Consider the following 20,637-nt stretch of genomic DNA (forward strand, 5'->3'; position numbering starts at 1 on the left):
CAGGAAACAGGTCAGGAGACTGTACGGAGTCGACGGCAGGATTTACTTGCCCGGCTTCGTAGGGTCGGTACATGACCGTTGTGGACGAAACCCCGGGCGAGCCGAGCGACACCCGTGGCCGTGTGGCCGAACTGCTGGCACTGCGCGAGCAGGCCCGGCGCGGACCGAGTGACCGTGCGACCGAGGCGCAGCACGCCAAGGGCAAGCTGACGGCGCGTGAGCGCATCGAGCTGCTGGTCGACCCGGGTTCGTTCCACGAGGTCGAGCAGCTCCGCCGGCACCGGGCGACCGGATTCGGCCTGGAGGAGAAGAAGCCGTACACCGACGGTGTCATCACCGGCTGGGGCGCGGTCGACGGCCGCACGGTCTTCGTCTACGCACACGACTTCCGGATCTTCGGCGGCGCGCTGGGCGAGGCCCACGCCACCAAGATCCACAAGATCATGGACATGGCCATCTCGGCCGGTGCTCCGCTGGTCTCGCTGAACGACGGCGCGGGCGCCCGTATCCAGGAGGGCGTCAGCGCGCTCGCCGGATACGGCGGGATCTTCCAGCGCAACACCCGGGCCTCCGGTGTCATCCCGCAGATCAGCGTGATGCTCGGCCCGTGCGCGGGCGGCGCGGCCTACTCCCCGGCGCTCACCGACTTCGTGTTCATGGTCCGCGAGACCTCCCAGATGTTCATCACAGGACCGGACGTCGTGAAGGCGGTCACCGGTGAGGAGATCAGCCAGAACGGCCTCGGCGGCGCCGATGTGCACGCCGAGACCTCGGGCGTCGCGCACTTCGCGTACGACGACGAGGAGACCTGCATCGCCGAGGTCCGCTACCTGATCGGGATGCTGCCGTCCAACAACCGGGAGAACCCGCCCACCGTGGCGAGCGAAGACCCGGCCGACCGGCGCGGCGACGTCCTGCTGGACCTGGTGCCGGCCGACGGCAACCGCCCGTACGACATGCACAAGGTCATCGAGGAGCTCGTCGACGAGGGTGACTACCTGGAGATCCACGAGCGCTGGGCCCGCAACATCATCTGCGCGCTGGCCCGGCTGGACGGTCAGGTCGTCGGCATCGTCGCCAACCAGCCGCAGTCCCTCGCCGGTGTCCTGGACATCGAGGCGTCGGAGAAGGCGGCCCGTTTCGTCCAGATGTGTGATGCATTCAACATTCCCATCATCACTCTTCTGGACGTACCCGGCTTTCTGCCCGGGGTGGATCAGGAGCACGGTGGAATCATTCGGCACGGTGCGAAGCTGCTCTACGCGTACTGCAACGCCACCGTTCCGAGGATCTCGCTGATCCTGCGCAAGGCCTACGGCGGTGCGTACATCGTGATGGACAGCCAGTCCATCGGTGCGGACCTCACGTACGCCTGGCCGACCAACGAGATCGCGGTGATGGGCGCCGAAGGTGCCGCCAACGTCATCTTCCGTCGGCAGATCGCCGACGCCGAGGACCCGGAGGCCATGCGGACCCGCATGGTCAAGGAATACAAGGCCGAACTGATGCATCCGTACTACGCCGCCGAGCGCGGCCTGGTCGACGACGTCATCGACCCTGCCGAGACCCGCGAGGTGCTGATCGCCTCGCTGGCCATGCTCCGGTCCAAGCACGCCGACCTGCCGTCGCGCAAGCACGGCAACCCCCCGCAGTAGTCCGCGGCCGCAGTAGTCCTGCCCGAGCCCGCGAAGACCTGCCGAGAAGACGGAGAAACCGCCCATGAGCACTGCCGCCGAGTCCGTGCTGCGTGTCGAGAAGGGTCTTGCCGACCCCGAGGAGCTGGCCGCCATAACCGCGGTCCTGCTCGCCCGCGCCGCCGCCCAGCCCGCAGATTCCCCCGCCCACCGCCGCAGCGGCACTGCCGGATGGCGCCGCCTGGAGCGCACCCCGGGCTTCCGCGCCCCGCACTCCTGGCAGGGCTGAGCTCCACCCCTCATGACGTGAGCAGAAAGGCCCCGCACTCCCGAAGGAGTGCGGGGCCTTCCGCATGTCTGCCGGGGCGACGGGCCCTACCGCAGTCGAGCCATCAGCGCGTGCTCCACCAGAGTGATCAGCGCGCTCTTCGCATCCGCACGGTGTCGCGCGTCCGTCGTGAGGATCGGCGTGTCCGGCCCGATCTGGAGGGCCTCGCGGACCTCGTCGGGGGTGTAGGGCTGGTGTCCGTCGAAGCCGTTGAGGGCGATGACGAAGGGGAGTCCGCTGTTCTCGAAGTAGTCGACTGCGGGGAAGCAGTCGGCGAGGCGGCGGGTGTCGACGAGGACGACGGCGCCGATGGCGCCGCGGACGAGGTCGTCCCACATGAACCAGAAGCGGTCCTGTCCGGGCGTACCGAAGAGGTACAGGATCAGGTCCTGGTCCAGGGTGATACGGCCGAAGTCCATGGCCACCGTCGTGGTGGTCTTGTCCCCGGTGTGCGTCAGATCGTCGATGCCCGCGGACGCGGACGTCATCACGGCTTCGGTGCGCAGCGGATTGATCTCCGAAACGGCACCGACGAACGTGGTCTTACCCACGCCGAAGCCCCCTGCCACCACGATCTTCGCGGAGGTAGTGGAGCGGGCTGCTCCGCCGCTAGAGCTTGCGAAGTCCACTGAGCACCCTTTCGAGCAGTGTCACATCTGGCTGGCCGCCGGCGGACTCGTCGCCGCCGGGCTGATGGATAGCGACGAGTCCGGCCTCTGCCAGGTCGGCTACGAGGATCCGGGCAACGCCGAGCGGGATCGAGAGCAGTGCCGAAATCTCGGCGACCGACTTGATCTCGAAGCACAGCCGGCAGATCCGCTGGTGCTCGGGCAACTGCCCTTGCAGCCGGGAAGGATCGGCCGTGGTACTGACCAACGCCTCAATGGCGAGTTGGTAGCGCGGTCGGGTCCGGCCGCCGGTCATGGCGTACGGACGGACCAGCGGATTGTGCACGGCCGGGGCTGCCGGCTCGGGAGCCCGCCTCGGCTGTACGGGCTGAATGCGTGGCGGCTGGGGGGAGTCGTAGCGGTGCGGCCGCTGCGGCCGCTGCGGGGGCCACCCCGAATCCTGCTGGGCGCTCCGCGGCTGCTGCGGCTGCGAGTAGGGCTGATAGGGCTGCTGTGTGCCCTGTCTGCTGGGTGTGGAGGGGAAGTCGAAACGATTGTCCCCGTGTTCACCCGGCACGTTCTGACCACCGTTGTACTGGTGCCCGCCTGGGGGTGTTGCCACGATTCCTCCTCCGCCTGCCGGTCCCGATCCCAGTGGGTCCGCGCCACCGCACCTTATGACTCGGTGGCGCGAAACGCACTGTCTGTCTACTAGTTAAGAAGACTTCCCTGAAGTTCGGCACGGAGGTCCGGGGTGAGGACGCTGCCCGCGCGGTCGACAAGAAGGGCCATTTCGTACCCGACCAGACCGATATCGGCGTCCGGATGTGCGAGGACAGCCAAGGAAGATCCATCGGAGATGGACATCAGGAAGAGGAATCCGCGCTCCATCTCCACAACCGTCTGATTCACGGCACCGCCCTCGAAGATCCGCGAGGCACCCGCGGTCAGGGAGGTCAGACCGGAGGCGACGGCCGCCAGCTGGTCCGCGCGGTCGCGCGGAAATCCTTCGGACATGGCCAGCAGGAGTCCGTCGGCGGAGACCACCACCGTGTGCGACACCCCGGGGGTGTTGTCCACGAAGTTGGTGATCAACCAGTTCAGATTCTGCGCCGCCTGGCTCATCGGGCTCACACTAACGCTCCTGGTTGTAGGTATTACTTGTGTCCGAACCCGCGTTACGTCCCCGCAGCACACCCCGCCGCAGGTTGCTCAACCTGCCGCGGACGTCCTCGGGGGCGCGGGAGACCTGTGGGCCGTCCTGCTGGGTCTGCTCCGCCGTGCCCTCGACCAGATTGGCCTTGGGCACCCGCCGGGGAAGCCCGGACGGGGTGACCCCGCCCGCCTTCGGGTCCCGGAGCTTCTCGGCCCGCGCCCAGCGCTCGTCGTTCGTCGAGCGCCAGTCGTCGGGGCCGTTCCCGTCCTGCTGCGCGGGCTGCTGCTGCGATTCCTGCTGCGGCGGCTGCTGGGCAGTGACGGGCGGGTTGTTGCCGCGGCCGGTGGGCTGCCAGTGCTGCTGACCGCCCCGGCGCGGCAGACCGGCTTCGGTCAGCCCGGGGCCGGAGTTCGGGGTGGGGCCCGGACGGTCGAAGCCTACGCGCTCCTGCGGCTCGGCGGGAGCGCTCGGAGAAGATTCCGCTTCGACCTGTGCCGAAGGCTCGTACGCGCCCTGGTAGGTGCCCTGATCCGCCCACTCGCCCTGGTGGGACTGGGGGGCGAACTGTTCGTCGTACGACGGCTGCGGGACCTCGCCGCTTGCATAAGCGGCCTCCGCATAGCCGCCCTGGTGGGCGTGGTCGGGCTGCTCGGCGAAGCCCGCGTCACCGCGGTAGGGGTCGTAGCCGCCCTCGTACGGAGCCTGCTCGTACTGCTCCTGCTGCAGACCCTGCTGAGGCTCCTGGGCGTACCCGTTCCCGGCGTATTCGTTTCCGGGGTACTCGCTGTCGGCGTAGCCGTTGTCCGCGTATCCGTTGTCGGCGAGCTGATTGTCGGCGTACCCGTTCTCGGCGTACTCGCTCCCGGCCTGCTGGTCGTCGGCGTACTGCTCCTGCTGGAACTGCGGGCGCTCACCGGCCGTCTGGGCCTCCAGCGCGGCCCGGCGCTCCTCACGCATCAGCGAGCGGCCCACCGGGTCCAGCTGCGCGGCGTCCGCCGACGGCTGCTCGTAGCGCGAGTCGTCGAAGCCGAGCTCCGCCGCCGTGCGCATCTGGGGCTGCTGCGGCAGCTGTTCGAAGGTCTGCTGCTGCGGAATGATCGAGGAGACGGTGAAGTCGTCCTGCGCGGCGGCCGGTTCGCCACCGCCACCGTGGGTGATGGCGTCCGGCAGCATGACCAGCGAGGTGGTTCCGGCCTGCTCGCCCGAGGGGCGCAGCTGGACCCGGATGCCGTGCCGGTCGGAGAGCCGGCCGACCACGAACAGACCCATTCGCTGGGACACCGCGGCGTCCACGATCGGCGGGTTGGCCAGCTTGTGGTTGATGTCGGCGAAGTCCTCGGCGGTGAGGCCGATGCCCTTGTCGTGGATCTCGATCATGACGCGGCTGTCGGGCAGCCGGGTCGCGGTGACCCGCACCTTGGTCTGCGGCGAGGAGAACGTGGTGGCGTTCTCCAGCAGCTCGGCCAGCAGGTGCACGAGGTCGGTGACGGACTGGCCGTGGATCTCGGTCTCCGGCACCCCGGAGAGCTCGATGCGCTCGTACGACTCCACCTCGGAGGAGGCGGCACGCAACACGTCGACCAGCGGGACCGGCTGGTTCCAGCGGCGGCCCGGCTCCTCGCCCGCGAGGACGAGGAGGTTCTCGCCGTTGCGGCGCATACGGGTGGCCAGGTGGTCCAGCCGGAAGAGGTTCTCCAGCTGGTCCGGGTCGGCCTCGTTGTTCTCCAGGTCGGTGATGAGGGTCAGCTGGCCCTCGATCAGCGACTGGTTGCGGCGCGACAGGTTGGTGAAGATCGCGTTGACGTTGCCCCGCAGCATGGCCTGCTCGGCCGCCAGCCGGACCGCCTCGCGGTGCACCTGGTCGAATGCGCGGGCGACCTCGCCGATCTCGTCACGGCTGTCGATCGGGATCGGCTGGACGCGGGTGTCGACCCGGCCCGGATCGGTCCTGGAGAGCTGGTCGACCAGCATCGGCAGTCGCTGCTCGGCGATCCCGAAGGCGGCGGTACGCAGCTGGCGCATCGAGCGGCTCATCTGCCGGGCCACGAGGCCGGCCAGGATGAACGCGGCAAGCAGGGCGACGATCACGATCGCGCCGTTGACGATGGCGTCGGTCTTGGCGCTGGACGAGATGTCCGCGGCCTCCGTCACGGCCCTGTCGACGAGCTCTTCCTCGACCGTGGTGTAGCCGTCGAACTTGGCGGTGGCGGCGGCCATCCAGGTCTCGGGGGTGATGCCCTTCGCGGCCAGCTTCTCGGGCGCCTTGCCCTGGCCGATCTCCTGGGCCATGCCGTCGAAGACCGAGCCGTCGACACTGGGCGGCGCGACGAACGGGACACCCGCGGCGTCGGCCTGCTCCTTCGCCTTCTTCAGCCTCTCGGCGCCAGCGGCCGACTTGGCGGCCATGACCTCTTTCAGCCGTGCCGCGTCGGCCTCCGTACCACCGGAGACGAACTCGCCGAGCGCGATCTGCTCCAGGTAGTTGTACGAGCCGAAGGCCTTGACCTGGGCGTTGAACTTGGGGTTCTCCTGGCTCGGACGCACCAGCAGGTGCATGCCGATGGAGCGCTGAAGCGATTCTGCAGCCTTGGCGAGCTCGATCGCGTAGACCGTACGGCCGTAGCTGGTGATGTTGCCGGTGCCCAGGCCCAGCTCGTTGCAGAACTCCATCAGGGAGTGCTGCACCTGGATGTAGCCCTCCTCCGTCTTCACCGGGTCCATGGCCTCGGCGTAGGCGGCCTTGCGCAGCGCGGGGAGCTTCGGCTCCTCCAGCCGGAACAGCTGAAGACGCCGCTCCAGGCCCTTCTTCTTGGGCATGCCCTGCACGGCCGTGTCGAACTTCTCGGCGGCCGCGTCGGTGGTGGCCCGCACCTGGCTGACGACGGCGGCATCGCGCTTGTTCGACAGCAGGGGCTGGGCGGAGAGGTCGCGCTCGTTGAGGAGCGCCTGACCGTACTCGGAGGCCGCGCGCACGACCAGCGCGGTCTTCTCGGCGTCCTGCGCCTCGCGCCAGGTGTCGATCGACCCCTTCACCTGGAAGCCGCCCATGACGAGGCCGACCAGCGCCGGGACCAGGAGGATCGCGTTCAGCTTGGTGGGCACCCGCCAGTTGCGCGGGGACATCCGGCTGGGGCTGCCGCCGGACGGGGCCGCCTCGGACACATCTGCAGGCGACGCCGCGGCGCGCGGCGGCGGGGTGAAGTTGCCCCGCTCAAGCTGCGCCGCGGAGCCCTCGTTGCTTCGCCTCACTCGACCAACAACCTCTCGGCGTCGGCACCTACGTTGTGCCGTTTTTTCGTTCAGGGCCGTACTACTGGGGAGTTCGACGAATTCCAGCACGTGGACCGGCCGCGTTCCAAACAGTCGGAACCAGCCATTCCGAGTGGTCCAGACCGCAGATAAAAGGGGCATAAAGAGCGAGCCCCGCCAAAAGGCGGGACTCATGTGAGCACAGCGGTACCGACTGAATGCATCGGGTATTGAACGCCGGTCAATTCTCTGTCGAAACGTTATGAACACAGGGGCGGATCGTGTCAAAGGACACAGTCCGCCCCCGTTTGGCTACGTTAACTGCCTTAGGCCAACCGGCAAATGGTGGGAGTTGCCGTTGGCCCGTTGTCGGGACGCAAGGCAGGCACGTGCCTGAGTGATCATGGAGTTCTCTACGCTCAGTGATCACTGGAGGGCCCGTGCCTGCTGTGCCATCTTGCCTGCTCGAACCCTTGTGGGACCAGTTCGCAGCCCTGCTGCCGATGCGGGACGAGTATGCGCCGAACCATCCGCTGGGCTGTCATCGCCGCCGGGTGGCGGACCGGGTGGTTTTCGAGCACATCGTGCAGGCCCTGGTGCACGGCTCCGGCTACGAGCGGATATCGAGCCCTGGCTGCTCGGACCGCACGATCCGACGCCGCGTCAAACTCTGGTCGCAGTTGGGGATATCGGAGCAGGTCCATGCCCTGGCCTTGGAGGCGTATGACCGTGTGATCGGGCTCGGGCTGGCCGAAATCTCGGTCGACGGCTGCATCACCAAGGCACCCTCGGGCGGAGAAAGGGCCGGGCGCTCGCCGGTCGACAGAGGCAAGCAGGGCCTGAAACGGTCGGTGTCCTCCGACGCGGCCGGAGTGCCCCTGGGGATCGTCTCCGCTGGTGCCAACCGGCATGACTCGCCGCTGCTCGGCCCTACCCTCCAGGCTACGAAAGACCAGGTCGGAGCTCTGCCTGAGGAGGTGAACATCAACCTCGACCGCGGCTACGACAGCAGCAGGACCCGGCAGTTGCTGGAGGAATTCGGCTTCACCGGCGAGATCGCCCGCAAGGGCGTGCCCGCGCCGATCCAGGCCGGCAAGCGGTGGGTGGTAGAGCGTACCCACTCGTGGATGAACGGCTACGGAAAGCTGCGGCGCTGCACCGAGAAAGACGGCGCGGCTGTGGACTTCTACCTGTACCTCGCCGCTGCCTTCGTCACACTCCGCATGCTCATCCGTCGCGCGACCAACCGCTACCGCTGGGACGACCGCCCCACCACCCGGCGCCTCAAGTGATCCATTTGCCGGTCGGTCTTATATCAATACAGACTTGCGTCTACTTCAGCCGCGCCATCAGCGCATGCTCCACCAGCGTGATGAGGCCGCTCTTCGCATCCGCACGGTGTCGCGCGTCCGTCGTGATGATGGGGGTGTCCGGCCCGATCTGGAGCGCTTCGCGGACCTCGTCGGGGGTGTAGGGCTGGTGTCCGTCGAAGCCGTTGAGGGCGATGACGAAGGGGAGTCCGCTGTTCTCGAAGTAGTCGACTGCGGGGAAGCAGTCGGCGAGGCGGCGGGTGTCGACGAGGACGACGGCGCCGATGGCGCCGCGGACGAGGTCGTCCCACATGAACCAGAAGCGGTCCTGTCCGGGCGTACCGAAGAGGTACAGGATCAGGTCCTGGTCCAGGGTGATACGGCCGAAGTCCATTGCGACGGTGGTCGTCGTCTTGCCACCGGTGTGTGTCAAGTCGTCGATGCCTGCGGACGCGGACGTCATCACGGCTTCCGTACGCAACGGGTTGATCTCCGAAACGGCACCGACGAACGTGGTCTTACCCACGCCGAAGCCCCCTGCCACCACGATCTTCGCCGAGGTGGTGGCCCGGGCCGCACCGCCACTAGAGCTTGCGAAGTCCACTGAGCACCCTTTCGAGCAGCGTCACATCCGGCGCGCCGCCGGCCTCTCCATTGCCCGGCTGGTGGATGGCCACCATGCCGGCTTCCGCCAGGTCCGCGACGAGAATCCGGGCCACACCGAGCGGCATGGACAGCAGCGCCGAGACCTCGGCCACCGACTTGACCTCACGGCAGAGGTGGCAGATCCGCTGGTGCTCCGGGAGCAGCGTTCCCAGATGTGCGGGGTCGGCGGTGGTGGAGACCAGCGCCTCGATCGCGAGCTGGTAGCGCGGCCGGGTCCGGCCGCCGGTCATGGCATAGGGACGGACCAGCGGCTGGTCGCCTTCACCGTCGTACGACGCATGGTGCAGTGCGCCGTACGGATCGGGTGAGGCGGGTGGCGGGGTCATGAATCCTCCGGGCGTGACAGCAGGGGGTCGGCTTGCCGTCTGAAGGGGCCGGTGGGGGGCTGTGAGCGGCCGGACGGGCGAGGGATGAGGGCGTTACCTGGGGCAAACGAATCTGTCATCGGTCCACGGCCGCCTAGTGGAGGAGGCTGCCCTGGAGCTCGGCGCGGAGGTCCGGGGTGAGGACCGTGCCCGCCCGGTCGACCAGGAGGGCCATCTCGTACCCGACCAGACCGATGTCGGCGTCCGGGTGGGCGAGGACGGCCAGCGAGGAGCCGTCCGAGATGGACATCAGGAAGAGGAACCCGCGTTCCATCTCCACCACGGTCTGACTGACGGCGCCGCCCTCGAAGATCCGCGAGGCACCCGCGGTCAGCGAGGTCAGACCGGAGGCGACGGCCGCCAGCTGGTCCGCGCGATCGCGCGGGAAACCTTCGGACATGGCCAGCAGGAGTCCGTCGGCGGAGACCACCACCGTGTGCGACACCCCGGGGGTGTTGTCCACGAAGTTGGTGATCAACCAGTTCAGATTCTGCGCGGCCTGACTCATCGGGCTCAACTAACGCTCCTGCTGGTGAGTGGGGCCGAGGGGAAAACTGCCGGTCGACTGGCCGTTGTTGGCCTGCCGTCCCTGCTGGATGCCCCGGCGGAGATTGGTCAACCGCCCGCGCACATCATCGGGCGCACGCGACACCTGAGGACCGGACTGGTTGTTCTGCTGCTGGGCGGTGCCTGGCACCAGGTTGGCGCGAGGTACCCGGCGAGGCAGTCCGGAGACGGTGACTCCGCCTGCCGCGGGCTTCTTCGCCCGCTCCGCCTGCCGTACGAGTTCGTCGTTCGGCGACGGGCGCCAGGAGCTTGTGGCGCCGCCCATGTCGCCCGCGTCGCGGCGCGGCGCGGGGGGAGCGGGACGCTCCTGGGCGGACTGCGGGGCGAAGGCCGGTGCCTGCGGCTCGGCGGGCGGCTGCTGGCCGCTCTGCTGCGGGCCGTGGAACCAGTTCGTCTCCAGGGTGTCGTACAGCGGCGTACGGCCGTCCCCGGGGCCTGCCGGAGGCAGGGTCCCGGGCTGCGGCTGCGGCGGCAGGACCGGACGGTACTGCGCGTCACCGCCGGGCGCGGCGGGCGGGCGCGGGGCACCGAAGTCCCCGTTGTCCCAGCCGTGCTGACGCGGTGCCGGCAGACCCTGGTCCTGCGCCCGGGCGGGCTGCTGCTGGCCGAAGTCGGGGCGGGCGAACTGCGCGGTGCTCGCCGGGTCCTGCGCGGACGGAACCTGCGGGGACCGGTACTGCGGGGCCGGTGCCGAGAAGTCCGGGCGGGCGAACTCGGCGGTGGAGCCGGGGCCCTGCCGGTCGTCCATGGGAGGCCGCGCGCCCATCGGCCGCTGGAACTGGCCGGTGGACTCGGGCTCCTCGTGACCGCGCGGGGTGTCCAGCGGAGTACGCCGCGGCGCGGGCGGCTCCTCGGTGCCCCAGCTGGTGTTCTGCGGACGCTGCGGGTTGCCACCGGGCAGCTCGGCACGCGGACCGCCCACCGGGGGCAGCTGGCGACCGGGCTGACCCGGGCCGCCGGACTGCTGGAAGCCGCCCTGGCCTGCCGGGTTCTGCTGGGCCTGCGGAGTCTGCTGCGACTGCCACGGGGCCTGGCCGTTCGGCCGGTTCTGCTGGTCGTTCCAGTCCTGCTGGCTGTTCCAGTCCTGCTGGTTGTTCCAGTCCTGCTGGTTGTTCCAGTCCTGCTGGTTGTTCCAGTCCTGCTGGTTCGGGTCCTGGCGCTGCTGGTCCTGGCGGTTCTGGCCGAAGACGTCGGGCTGGCCCGTGTCCGTACGGCCCGTTCCGTCGCCCTGGCCGCGGGCACCGAGCCGGGCGCCGTTGCCGAAGGCACCGGCGAGGCCGCCGCCCTGTCGCTGCGGCTCCTGGCGCGAGGCGTCCTGCGGACCGGAGGGCTGGAAACCGGTGTTCTGCCGGCCCGGCTGGCCCTGCCCGGGCTGGCCCTGCTGGTTCTGCGGCTGGCGGGGGCCGCCGTCACGCGAGGGCAGTGCGGCACGCGGCGCGGAGCCCGCACCGACCTGACCGCGCGCCGCGCCCGGACCCGCGGCGAGCCGGCCGCCCGGGGCCGACGGCGCACCGACGCCGGGACGGGAGCCGTTGCCCGCGCCCGGTGCCTGCTTGGCGGGCGGCTGCTTGCCGCCGTGCGCGACATCGACGGGCAGCATGACCAGGGCGGTCGTACCACCGGAGTCGGAGGGCCGCAGCTGGATCCGGATGCCGTGACGCAGGGACAGCCGGCCGACCACGAACAGACCCATGCGGCGGGAGACCGAGACGTCCACGGTGGGCGGCGAGGCGAGCCGCTCGTTGATCGCCGCGAGGTCCTCGGGGGAGAGGCCGATACCGGTGTCGTGGATCTCGACCAGCACCCGCCCGTCGGGCAGCGCGTGACCGGTGACCCGGACCTTCGTCTGCGGCGAGGAGAACGATGTCGCGTTCTCCAGCAGCTCGGCGAGCAGGTGCACGAGGTCGTTGACGACGCGTCCCGCGACCTCGGTGGCGGGCACCGCGGCCAGTTCGATGCGCTCGTACTGCTCCACCTCGGAGGCGGCGGCACGGAGCACGTCGACCAGCGGGACGGGGCGGGTCCACCGGCGGCCCGGCTCCTCGCCCGCGAGGACGAGGAGGTTTTCGCCGTTACGGCGCATACGGGTCGCGAGGTGGTCGAGCTTGAAGAGCGAGGAGAGCTGGTCCGGGTCGGCCTCGCGCGACTCCAGTTCGGAGATGAGCGAGAGCTGACGCTGGATGAGGCCCTGGCTGCGGCGCGAGAGGTTGGTGAACATCGCGTTGACGTTGCCCCGGAGAAGGGCCTGCTCGGCGGCGAGACGGACGGCCTCGCGGTGCACGTCGTCGAAGGCCGCGGCCACCTTGCCGATCTCGTCCCGGGAGTGGACACCGACCGACTCGACCGAGGTGTCGACGTCCTGCGGGTCGGCCTCGGACAGCTGCTTGACGAGCTCGGGCAGCCGGTCCTGGGCGACGCGCGTAGCCGTGTCCTGCAGCCGTCGCAGCGATCGGATCATCGACCGGGCGACGACGAAGGCGCCGACCAGCGAGACACCGAGCACCAGCAGGATGAGCGCACCGCTGATGATCGCTTCGCGCTTCGACTCGTCGCGCAGCTCGCGGGCCTTGCCCTCCATGTCGCTGAGGAGGGTCTCCTCGATGGTCTTCATCGCCTGGATCTTGGTGGAGCTCTGGTCGTACCAGTCCAGGTAGGAACGCCGCGGCGTGCCGACCATGCCCGAGGGGCTGTCCAGCACCTTCTTGGCGTAGGTCACGGAGGCCTTGATCTCCGGGTTGCCGTCCTGCAGCGTGGCGATCAGCTCTTCGGCGTTGTTGCCGGTCGCCGAGTAGACCGCCTTGAAGGAGCGGAGCGCGGAGTCTTCCTTGTGCAGCGCGGCGCGGCCGAACTGCTGGTCGTTCTGGTCGAGGTGCGGCTGCTTGTCATTGCCGCCGGGCAGCGCCGCGGCGATGATCGCCCGCTGGACCGAGGCGTACTCCTTGGCGGAGGAGAAGGCCGCCAGCGCCCGGGTCCGCTTGATCATCTCCGAGTTGCTGGTCGCCTGCGCCATGTCCTGCGAGAGGCTCAGCAGCGAGGTGATCAGCTGGCTGTACTGGTCGACGGTCTGGAGACTCGGGCTGCCCTCGGCGTAGGCCGTCTTGCGGATGTCACGGATCGAGGTCAGCTGGCTGGCGATCTGCTGGACGCTCGAATAGATGCCTTCGAGGGCCTCGTCGCCCGACGGGTCGCCGATCGCTTCCGTCGCGTCGAAGAAGGCCGTCTTCGCCCGGTCGGTCTTCTTGCGGGGCTCGGTGACCTTGAAGTCGTCGGCCTTCACGCCGTTGGACAGCGGACCGGCCGAGCGGTCGCGCTCCTCCTGGAGCGCCTGGGCGAGCGTGGTCGCCTGCTTGGTCATCTTGGTCAGCAGCTGCATGTGATCCAGCTGCTGGATGTCGTTCATGGAGTCGTTGATCCGCAGACCGCCCAGCGTGGTCGCGGCGACCACCGGAAGGGCGAGCAGGGAGACCAGGCGCGTACTGATGCGCCAGTTGCGAAGAGCTACTCGTGAGCCCGTGCTGACGGGGCCCCTGGGCTTGAGCGACGAGACCGGATCGGTACCGCCGCTCGCCGGGGCGCCGGGGCGGCGCTCACGGTCACTGTTGTCGCCGGCCGCGGCCGGTCCGGGGTTCTGGGCGTGCTGGGGCGAGGAACCGCGGTCGGTCCCGCCGCGCGGCTCCTGTTCCGCCGGAGCGCTGCCATCCCTCTTGAAACGTCCCTGCACTAGCGTCGCAACCTCTGGACCAGGCGTCCTCCGCGCGAACGCGGGTGGGACGGTGTCGGCGTCGTGGGGCGTGGTGTCCGCCCCCTGGTGGTCGTGAGTGACCGGCGTACTTCCCCTTCCCGCCGCCACTCGGCGCTCCCTTGCGCCCCTGCGCGCCGGCCTCAAAGCCCGCGGCGGTGCGTGGAATTCCAGCACAGTGCCGGATCTCCAACAAGGGCCTCGTACCGGGCTGTGACCTGGGTGACGCGGTGTGATGAATGGGTAACAAGCTGTGTAGCGTGTTCGCGGGCAAAGTGGACCATTGTGGGTGAATCGATGGAGGGTGAAGGGTGTCCCAGTCGACATGATCGGGAGCGGAATGGCTGATTCAGTGACGCAATGTCCGTTTCCATCGAAGTGACCGACCGCCCGGAATGGGGTAATTGTTGATGCGGTCGTGAGCAAACTCACACGATGATCGCCGTCTCATCCGGGCTTCCGGCGGGAATTGGATGTTTAGCCTGGCGCTTTACAGGGATGGCAAATCCGACAACCGGCGCCCCTTCGGGTGGCGCCCGTACCGACAGGGTCTCAACGGCAGATGAAGACGACGATGATGTTCCGCAACATTGCCAACCCCCGGCGCACCACGCTGGCGCACCTCAGGGACGCCGACGAACTGCAGACGCCGCAGCAGCCGGAGCACGCCGTCGACCTGCCCACCCAGACGGCCAACCCCCGCCGCACCATCCTCATGGAGGCCCCGGCAACGGCTACAGCCGCAGCCGAGTAATACGCAGGTGTCCCCCCTCACCCGCGTTAGCCTGGGGCGTCAGTCTTCAGCCAGCCAGCAAGTGAGGGGCGACAGCATCCCGTGCGCATCGCCAGGTTCTCCATCGACGGCAATGTCGCCTTCGGCGCCGTAGAGGGCGAGGGGCCCGACGGTCTCGTCCTCGACATCATCAAGGGCATTCCGTACGCCGAGTTCGAGCTCTCCGGCACCAAGGTCCCGCTGAGCAAGGTCCGCCTCCTGCCGCCCGTGCTCCCGAACAAGGTCGTGGCCATCGGCCGCAACTACGCGGAGCACGCCGCGGAACTCGGCAACGAGGTGCCGGACGTCCCCGTCGCCTTCTTCAAGCCCACCACCTCGGTGATCGGCTCCGGCGACGCCATCGAGTACCCCTCCTTCTCCAATGAGCTGCACCACGAGGCCGAACTGGCCGTGGTCATCGGCCGCATGTGCCGCGAAGTGCCGCGTGAGCGTGTGAAGGACGTCATCTTCGGCTACACCTGCGCCAATGACGTCACCGCCCGCGATGCCCAGAAGCGCGAGAAGCAGTGGGCCCGGGCGAAGGGCTTCGACACGTCCTGCCCGCTCGGCCCCTGGGTGGAGACCGACCTCGACCCCAGCGATCTGACCATTCAGGCAACGGTCAACGGCGAGCAACGCCAGCTGGGCCGTACGAGCGACATGGTCCGCTCGATCGAGGATCTGGTCGTCCACATCACGGAAGCCATGACGCTGCTCCCGGGCGATGTGATCCTCACCGGCACCCCCGCAGGGGTCGGACCCCTCCATGTCGGCGACGAGGTCGCCGTCACCATCGAAGGCATCGGCACTCTCACCAACAAGGTGATCAAGCGTGGTTAACGCATCTGTCCGCGTACGTTTCTGTCCCTCCCCGACCGGCAACCCCCACGTGGGCCTGGTCCGCACCGCCCTCTTCAACTGGGCCTTCGCCCGGCACCACGGCGGCACCCTGGTCTTCCGCATCGAGGACACCGACGCCGCCCGCGACTCCGAGGAGTCCTACAACCAGCTCCTGGAGTCGATGCGCTGGCTCGGCTTCGACTGGGACGAGGGCCCCGAGGTCGGCGGCCCGCACGCCCCGTACCGGCAGTCGCAGCGCATGGACATCTACAAGGATGTCGCCGACAGGCTCCTCTCCGGCGGGTACGCGTACCACTGCTACTGCACCACCGAGGAGCTCGACACCCGCCGCGACGCCGCCCGCGCCGCCGGCAAGCCGTCCGGCTACGACGGCCACTGCCGCGACCTCACCGCCGAGCAGATCGCCGCGTACGAGGCCGAGGGCCGCACCTCCATCGTCCGCTTCCGGATGCCCGACGAGGCGATCACCTTCACCGACCTGGTCCGCGGCGAGCTGACCTTCCAGCCGGAGAACGTGCCGGACTACGGCATCGTCCGCGCCAACGGAGCCCCGCTCTACACGCTGGTCAACCCGGTCGACGACGCGCTGATGGAGATCACCCACGTCCTGCGCGGCGAGGACCTGCTCTCCTCCACCCCGCGTCAGATCGCCCTCTACAAGGCGCTCATCGAGCTGGGCATCGCCAAGGGGACCCCCGCCTTCGGCCACCTCCCGTACGTCATGGGCGAGGGCAACAAGAAGCTCTCCAAGCGCGACCCGCAGGCCTCGCTCAATCTCTACCGAGAGCGCGGCTTCCTGCCCGAGGGGCTGCTCAACTACCTCTCCCTGCTGGGCTGGTCCATCGCCGAGGACCGCGACATCTTCTCCACCGAGGAGATGGTGGCCGCGTTCGACATCAAGGACGTCAACGCCAACCCGGCGCGCTTCGACCTGAAGAAGTGCGAGCACATCAACGCCGAGCACCTGCGCATGCTCGACGTGAAGACGTTCACCGAGGCGTGCGGCCCCTGGCTGAAGGCGCCGTTCGCCACGTGGGCCCCGGTGGCCTTCGACGCCGAGGCCTTCGCGGCGATCGCCCCGCACGCCCAGACCCGTGTCACGGTGCTCTCGGACATCACGGCCAACGTCGACTTCCTCTTCCTCGACGAGCCGGCGACGGACGAGGCGTCCTGGGCCAAGGCGATGAAGGAGGGCTCCGACGCCCTGCTGGTCACGGCCCGCGCCAAGCTGGCCGCTGCCGAGTGGAACGCGGACGCCCTGAAGAACGCCATCCTCACCGCGGGCGAGGAGCACGGCCTGAAGCTCGGCAAGGCCCAGGCCCCGGTCCGCGTCGCGGTCACCGGCCGCACGATCGGTCTGCCGCTCTTCGAGTCCCTGGAGATCCTGGGCCGCGAGAAGACGATCGCCCGCATCGACGCGGCACTGGCCAGGCTGGCCGCCGCGTAACCATCCAGGTCACGCCATCGGGGGCGGCCGCCGGGTTCATTCCGGAGGCCGCCCCCGAACGCGTCATTCCGGGCGCACGGCCGCCTACGCTGGGCCGTATGACGATCCGCGCGGTCCTCTGGGACATCGACGACACGATCTTCGACTACACGGGCGCCGACCGCGCAGGCATGAGCAAGCATCTCGAACGGGAGGGCCTGCCCGACGGATACGACTCCGTCGAGCGGGCCCTTCTCGCATGGCGCACGATCACCGATGCGCACTGGGCGCGGTTCGCCGCCGGGGAGACGGACTTCACGGGGCAGCGCAGGGACCGGGTCCGGGAGTTCCTCTCGCGGGCACTGGAGGACGACGAGGCCGACGACTGGTTCGGCCGGCACGCGGCCCACTACGAGGCCGCCTGGTCGCTCTTTCCCGATGTGCTGCCCGTGCTGGATCTGCTCGCGGACGGGTTCCGGCACGGGGTGCTGTCGAACTCCAGCATCCACAACCAGGAGCGCAAGCTGCGCAGGCTCGGTGTGCGGGACCGGTTCGAGGCCGTGGTGTGCGCGGTGGAGCTGGGCGTCTCCAAGCCCGAGGCCGGTGCCTTCCACGCCGCCTGCGAAGCTCTGGCGCTGGAGCCGCGGGAGGTCGCGTACGTGGGGGACGAGCCGGACATCGACGCGGGCGGCGCGGTCGCCGCGGGGCTGATGGGGATCTGGCTGGACCGGGGCGGCCGCGGCGGGAGGCCCGAGCTCGTCCGGATCAGCGGGCTCGGTCAGCTGCCCGGCCTGCTCGCGGGCAATACCCGTTTTGGAGCGCCGGACACCTTCGGGTAATGTTCTTCCTGCGCCGCCCGAGCGGGACGAAAGATCCGAACGGGAAGCGCAAACCAAACAAAACCCCCTCAGGGGGTTGAGTTTTGGTGGGCTATGGTGTAATTGGCAACACTACGGTTTCTGGTACCGTCATTCTAGGTTCGAGTCCTGGTAGCCCAGCGCAGAAATGCACGAGTAGTAACAAGCCCCCGTTGTGTAGCGGCCTAGCACGCTGCCCTCTCACGGCAGTAGCGCCGGTTCGAATCCGGTCGGGGGTACAGATCCTTCCCGCGAGATCATCTGGGTCGCACCCGCGCTCTCGATGCAGGATCGCTAGGGCCCCCGTTGTGTAGCGGCCTAGCACGCTGCCCTCTCACGGCAGTAGCGCCGGTTCGAATCCGGTCGGGGGTACTTGCAACACCATGGGCTATGGTGTAATTGGCAACACTACGGTTTCTGGTACCGTCATTCTAGGTTCGAGTCCTGGTAGCCCAGCGCAGAAATGCACGAGTAGTAACAAGCCCCCGTTGTGTAGCGGCCTAGCACGCTGCCCTCTCACGGCAGTAGCGCCGGTTCGAATCCGGTCGGGGGTACAACAGAGCGACAGACAAGGGTCCTTCACTTCGGTGAGGGACCTTTCTTGCTTGGTACAGGGGGACTTGACCCGTGCTCACGCGCCGCGCGGTGCGTCCTGGTGGTGAGCGTCCTGCCTCGTCATGTCCGGTGCCCGTACAGGGATTTGGAGCGGGAGGCGTGACGCCGGGTGCTTGGTGGAGGCCGCCACGACGCTGGGGCGGCCGGAATGGTGCTGCTTATGTCAGCCGTTGCGGCGCAGGGCCTCGCTGAGCCGGGCCGCCGAGTCGATGACCGCCTGGGCGTGCATCCGGCCCGGGTGCCGGGTCAGCCGCTCGATCGGTCCGGAGACCGAGACGGCGGCCACCACCCGGTTCGACGGCCCACGCACCGGCGCCGAGACCGAGGCCACGCCCGGCTCGCGCTCGCCGATCGACTGGGCCCAGCCCCTGCGCCGTACGCCCGAGAGCGCCGTCGCCGTGAAGCGGGCGCCCTGGAGTCCGCGGTGCAGGCGCTCCGGCTCCTCCCAGGCCATCAGGATCTGGGCCGAGGAGCCGGCCTTCATGGTGAGCGTGGAGCCGACCGGCACGGTGTCCCGCAGTCCGGACAGCCGTTCCGCGGCCGCCACGCAGATCCGCATGTCGCCCTGTCGCCGGTAGAGCTGTGCGCTCTCGCCCGTGATGTCACGGAGGTGGGTGAGCACCGGTCCCGCCGTGGCCAGCAGCCGGTCCTCGCCCGCCGCCGCGGCGAGCTCCGCGAGCCGGGGGCCGAGAATGAAGCGGCCCTGCATGTCCCTCGCCACTATGCGGTGGTGTTCCAGTGCCACGGCCAGTCGGTGAGCCGTGGGTCGTGCGAGCCCGGTCGCCGCGACCAGCCCGGCGAGGGTGGCCGGACCGGACTCCAGGGCGCTCAATACCAGAGCTGCCTTGTCGAGAACGCCGACGCCGCTAGAGTTGTCCATACGACGATACTCCCGTCTCACTCTGTGAAACGCAAGTTCAATTTCCGGCAGAAGTTGCGAACCTGTAGGGGCGGCCACACAACGGCCCGTAGCCACCGCCCCGCACGGGGGTCCGGACGGCGGCGCACCGAATCTCTAGTTGGGCCGGCGAAGACGCCGGCCGGAGGGAAAGCGATGGGTAGGACACTCGCGGAGAAGGTCTGGGACGACCATGTCGTCCGGCGCGCCGATGGTGAGCCCGACCTTCTCTTCATCGATCTGCACCTGCTGCACGAGGTGACCAGCCCGCAGGCCTTCGACGGTCTCCGCCAGGCCGGACGCCGGGTGCGGCGCCTCGACCTCACCATCGCCACCGAGGATCACAACACCCCGACCCTCGACATCGACAAGCCGATCGCCGACCCGGTCTCCCGCGCTCAGTTGGAGACCCTGCGCAAGAACTGCGCGGAGTTCGGCGTGCGGCTGCACCCGCTGGGCGATGTCGAGCAGGGCGTCGTGCACGTGGTCGGCCCGCAGCTGGGTCTGACCCAGCCCGGCACCACGGTCGTCTGCGGCGACTCCCACACCTCCACGCACGGCGCCTTCGGCGCGCTGGCGTTCGGCATCGGCACCAGCCAGGTCGAGCATGTGCTGGCCACCCAGACACTGCCGCTGGCACGCCCGAAGACGATGGCGATCACCATCGACGGCGAACTGCCCGACGGCGTCACGGCCAAGGACCTGATCCTCGCGATCATCGCCCGCATCGGCACCGGCGGCGGCCAGGGCTACATCCTCGAATACCGCGGCTCGGCCATCGAGAAGCTCTCGATGGAGGCCCGGATGACCATCTGCAACATGTCGATCGAGGCCGGCGCCCGGGCGGGCATGATCGCCCCGGACGAGACCACCTTCGACTACCTGAAGGGCCGCGACCACGCCCCGCAGGGCGAGGACTGGGACGCCGCCGTCGCGTACTGGAAGACGCTGCGCACCGACGACGACGCGGTCTTCGACGCCGAGGTCGTCATCGACGCCGACGGGCTGGCCCCGTTCGTCACCTGGGGCACCAACCCCGGCCAGGGCGCGCCCCTGTCGGCCAGCGTCCCCGACCCGGCTTCGTACGAGGACGCCTCGGAGCGCAACGCCGCCGAAAAGGCCCTGGAATACATGGGGTTGACCGCCGGACAGCCGCTGCGCGAGATCAACGTGGACACCGTCTTCGTAGGCTCCTGCACCAACGGCCGGATCGAGGACCTGCGTAACGCGGCCGCGATCCTGGACGGCCGCAAAGTCGCGGACGGCGTACGGATGCTGGTCGTCCCCGGCTCGGTCCGGGTCGCCCTGCAGGCCGTGGAGGAGGGCCTGGACAAGGTCTTCACCACCGCCGGCGCCGAATGGCGGCACGCGGGCTGCTCGATGTGCCTCGGCATGAACCCCGACCAGCTGGCCCCCGGCGAGCGCTCCGCCTCCACCTCGAACCGTAACTTCGAGGGCCGGCAGGGCAAGGGCGGCCGCACCCACCTGGTCTCCCCGCAGGTCGCCGCCGCCACCGCCGTGCTGGGCCACCTGGCCTCGCCGGCCGACCTGTCCGACGCCCTCACGCCCGCCGGAGTCTGAGAATC

General features: G+C 69.0%; 17 protein-coding genes and 5 tRNA genes. 13 read left to right on the plus strand and 9 right to left on the minus strand.

Translation table 11 applies throughout. From position 1 onward, the window contains the following. Window positions 1-71: 71 nt before the first annotated feature. Complete coding sequence (locus tag OG507_RS28875; RefSeq protein ID WP_327370064.1) at window positions 72-1,655, plus strand: acyl-CoA carboxylase subunit beta; 1,584 nt, start codon at window positions 72-74, stop codon at window positions 1,653-1,655. Between the two features lie 64 nt (window positions 1,656-1,719). After that, a complete protein-coding gene (locus tag OG507_RS28880; protein WP_327370065.1) occupies window positions 1,720-1,923 on the plus strand; it encodes an acyl-CoA carboxylase subunit epsilon in 204 nt (67 codons plus the stop codon). 86 nt (window positions 1,924-2,009) lie between these two features. Here the strand turns inward: OG507_RS28880 and OG507_RS28885 are convergent, their stop codons facing one another. The 4 genes from OG507_RS28885 to OG507_RS28900 form a co-directional block, all read right to left on the minus strand. Next, window positions 2,010-2,591, minus strand: a complete 582-nt coding sequence (locus OG507_RS28885) for a GTP-binding protein (RefSeq protein ID WP_014048542.1) — start codon at window positions 2,589-2,591, stop codon at window positions 2,010-2,012. Continuing rightward, window positions 2,572-3,192, minus strand: a complete 621-nt coding sequence (locus OG507_RS28890; RefSeq protein ID WP_327370066.1) for a DUF742 domain-containing protein — start codon at window positions 3,190-3,192, stop codon at window positions 2,572-2,574. The genes OG507_RS28885 and OG507_RS28890 overlap by 20 nt, the downstream gene beginning before the upstream one ends. An 89-nt stretch (window positions 3,193-3,281) precedes the next feature. After that, a complete protein-coding gene (locus OG507_RS28895; RefSeq protein ID WP_030125847.1) occupies window positions 3,282-3,695 on the minus strand; it encodes a roadblock/LC7 domain-containing protein in 414 nt (137 codons plus the stop codon). A gap of 10 nt (window positions 3,696-3,705) precedes the next feature. Next, the gene (locus OG507_RS28900; RefSeq protein WP_327370067.1) at window positions 3,706-6,975 is read right to left on the minus strand and encodes a sensor histidine kinase; all 3,270 of its coding nucleotides are present in this window, start codon (window positions 6,973-6,975) and stop codon (window positions 3,706-3,708) included. A gap of 440 nt (window positions 6,976-7,415) precedes the next feature. Between OG507_RS28900 and OG507_RS28905 the strand changes: the two genes are divergently transcribed. Continuing rightward, window positions 7,416-8,267, plus strand: coding sequence for an IS5 family transposase (locus OG507_RS28905; RefSeq protein ID WP_327370068.1), 852 nt, complete (start codon window positions 7,416-7,418; stop codon window positions 8,265-8,267). A 40-nt stretch (window positions 8,268-8,307) separates the two neighbouring features. Here the strand turns inward: OG507_RS28905 and OG507_RS28910 are convergent, their stop codons facing one another. From OG507_RS28910 to OG507_RS28925, 4 genes are all read right to left on the minus strand, one after another. Then, a complete protein-coding gene (locus tag OG507_RS28910) occupies window positions 8,308-8,889 on the minus strand; it encodes a GTP-binding protein (protein WP_072487286.1) in 582 nt (193 codons plus the stop codon). Beyond that, entirely contained in the window at window positions 8,870-9,277 is a 408-nt protein-coding gene (locus tag OG507_RS28915; protein ID WP_003966010.1) for a DUF742 domain-containing protein, read from the minus strand. The genes OG507_RS28910 and OG507_RS28915 overlap by 20 nt, the downstream gene beginning before the upstream one ends. Window positions 9,278-9,410: 133 nt before the next feature. Beyond that, on the minus strand, window positions 9,411-9,833 hold the full coding sequence (locus tag OG507_RS28920; RefSeq protein WP_003966009.1) for a roadblock/LC7 domain-containing protein: 423 nt from the start codon (window positions 9,831-9,833) through the stop codon (window positions 9,411-9,413). Beyond that, the gene (locus tag OG507_RS28925) at window positions 9,834-13,604 is read right to left on the minus strand and encodes a sensor histidine kinase (RefSeq protein WP_327370069.1); all 3,771 of its coding nucleotides are present in this window, start codon (window positions 13,602-13,604) and stop codon (window positions 9,834-9,836) included. A gap of 580 nt (window positions 13,605-14,184) precedes the next feature. On the opposite strand from OG507_RS28925, the gene OG507_RS28930 reads away from it, so the two are divergent. The 9 genes from OG507_RS28930 (at window position 14,185) to OG507_RS28970 (ending at window position 18,092) form a co-directional block, all read left to right on the plus strand. Next, window positions 14,185-14,376, plus strand: coding sequence for a hypothetical protein (locus tag OG507_RS28930; RefSeq protein WP_327370070.1), 192 nt, complete (start codon window positions 14,185-14,187; stop codon window positions 14,374-14,376). Window positions 14,377-14,457: 81 nt separating this feature from the next. Further along, a complete protein-coding gene (locus tag OG507_RS28935) occupies window positions 14,458-15,234 on the plus strand; it encodes a fumarylacetoacetate hydrolase family protein (protein ID WP_327370071.1) in 777 nt (258 codons plus the stop codon). Continuing rightward, complete coding sequence (gene gltX, locus OG507_RS28940; RefSeq protein WP_327370072.1) at window positions 15,227-16,702, plus strand: glutamate--tRNA ligase; 1,476 nt, start codon at window positions 15,227-15,229, stop codon at window positions 16,700-16,702. The genes OG507_RS28935 and gltX overlap by 8 nt, the downstream gene beginning before the upstream one ends. Window positions 16,703-16,800: 98 nt before the next feature. Beyond that, window positions 16,801-17,520 carry an HAD family hydrolase gene (locus OG507_RS28945; RefSeq protein WP_327370073.1) on the plus strand — a complete coding sequence of 240 codons (720 nt, stop codon included), beginning with the start codon at window positions 16,801-16,803 and terminating at the stop codon, window positions 17,518-17,520. A gap of 87 nt (window positions 17,521-17,607) precedes the next feature. Then, a tRNA-Gln gene (locus OG507_RS28950) sits at window positions 17,608-17,679 on the plus strand. 25 nt (window positions 17,680-17,704) lie between these two features. After that, window positions 17,705-17,777 (plus strand) — tRNA-Glu (locus tag OG507_RS28955). Between the two features lie 60 nt (window positions 17,778-17,837). Continuing rightward, window positions 17,838-17,910: transfer RNA gene (locus OG507_RS28960), tRNA-Glu, on the plus strand. A 12-nt stretch (window positions 17,911-17,922) separates the two neighbouring features. After that, a tRNA-Gln gene (locus tag OG507_RS28965) sits at window positions 17,923-17,994 on the plus strand. Window positions 17,995-18,019: 25 nt separating this feature from the next. Further along, a tRNA-Glu gene (locus OG507_RS28970) sits at window positions 18,020-18,092 on the plus strand. Between the two features lie 224 nt (window positions 18,093-18,316). Here OG507_RS28970 and ndgR read toward each other — a convergent pair. Beyond that, window positions 18,317-19,033, minus strand: a complete 717-nt coding sequence (gene ndgR / locus OG507_RS28975; protein ID WP_327370074.1) for an IclR family transcriptional regulator NdgR — start codon at window positions 19,031-19,033, stop codon at window positions 18,317-18,319. Between the two features lie 174 nt (window positions 19,034-19,207). On the opposite strand from ndgR, the gene leuC reads away from it, so the two are divergent. After that, complete coding sequence (gene leuC / locus OG507_RS28980; protein WP_327370075.1) at window positions 19,208-20,632, plus strand: 3-isopropylmalate dehydratase large subunit; 1,425 nt, start codon at window positions 19,208-19,210, stop codon at window positions 20,630-20,632. Window positions 20,633-20,637 lie beyond the last annotated feature (5 nt).

This window comes from Streptomyces sp. NBC_01217, assembly GCF_035994185.1.
GTDB lineage: Bacteria > Actinomycetota > Actinomycetes > Streptomycetales > Streptomycetaceae > Streptomyces.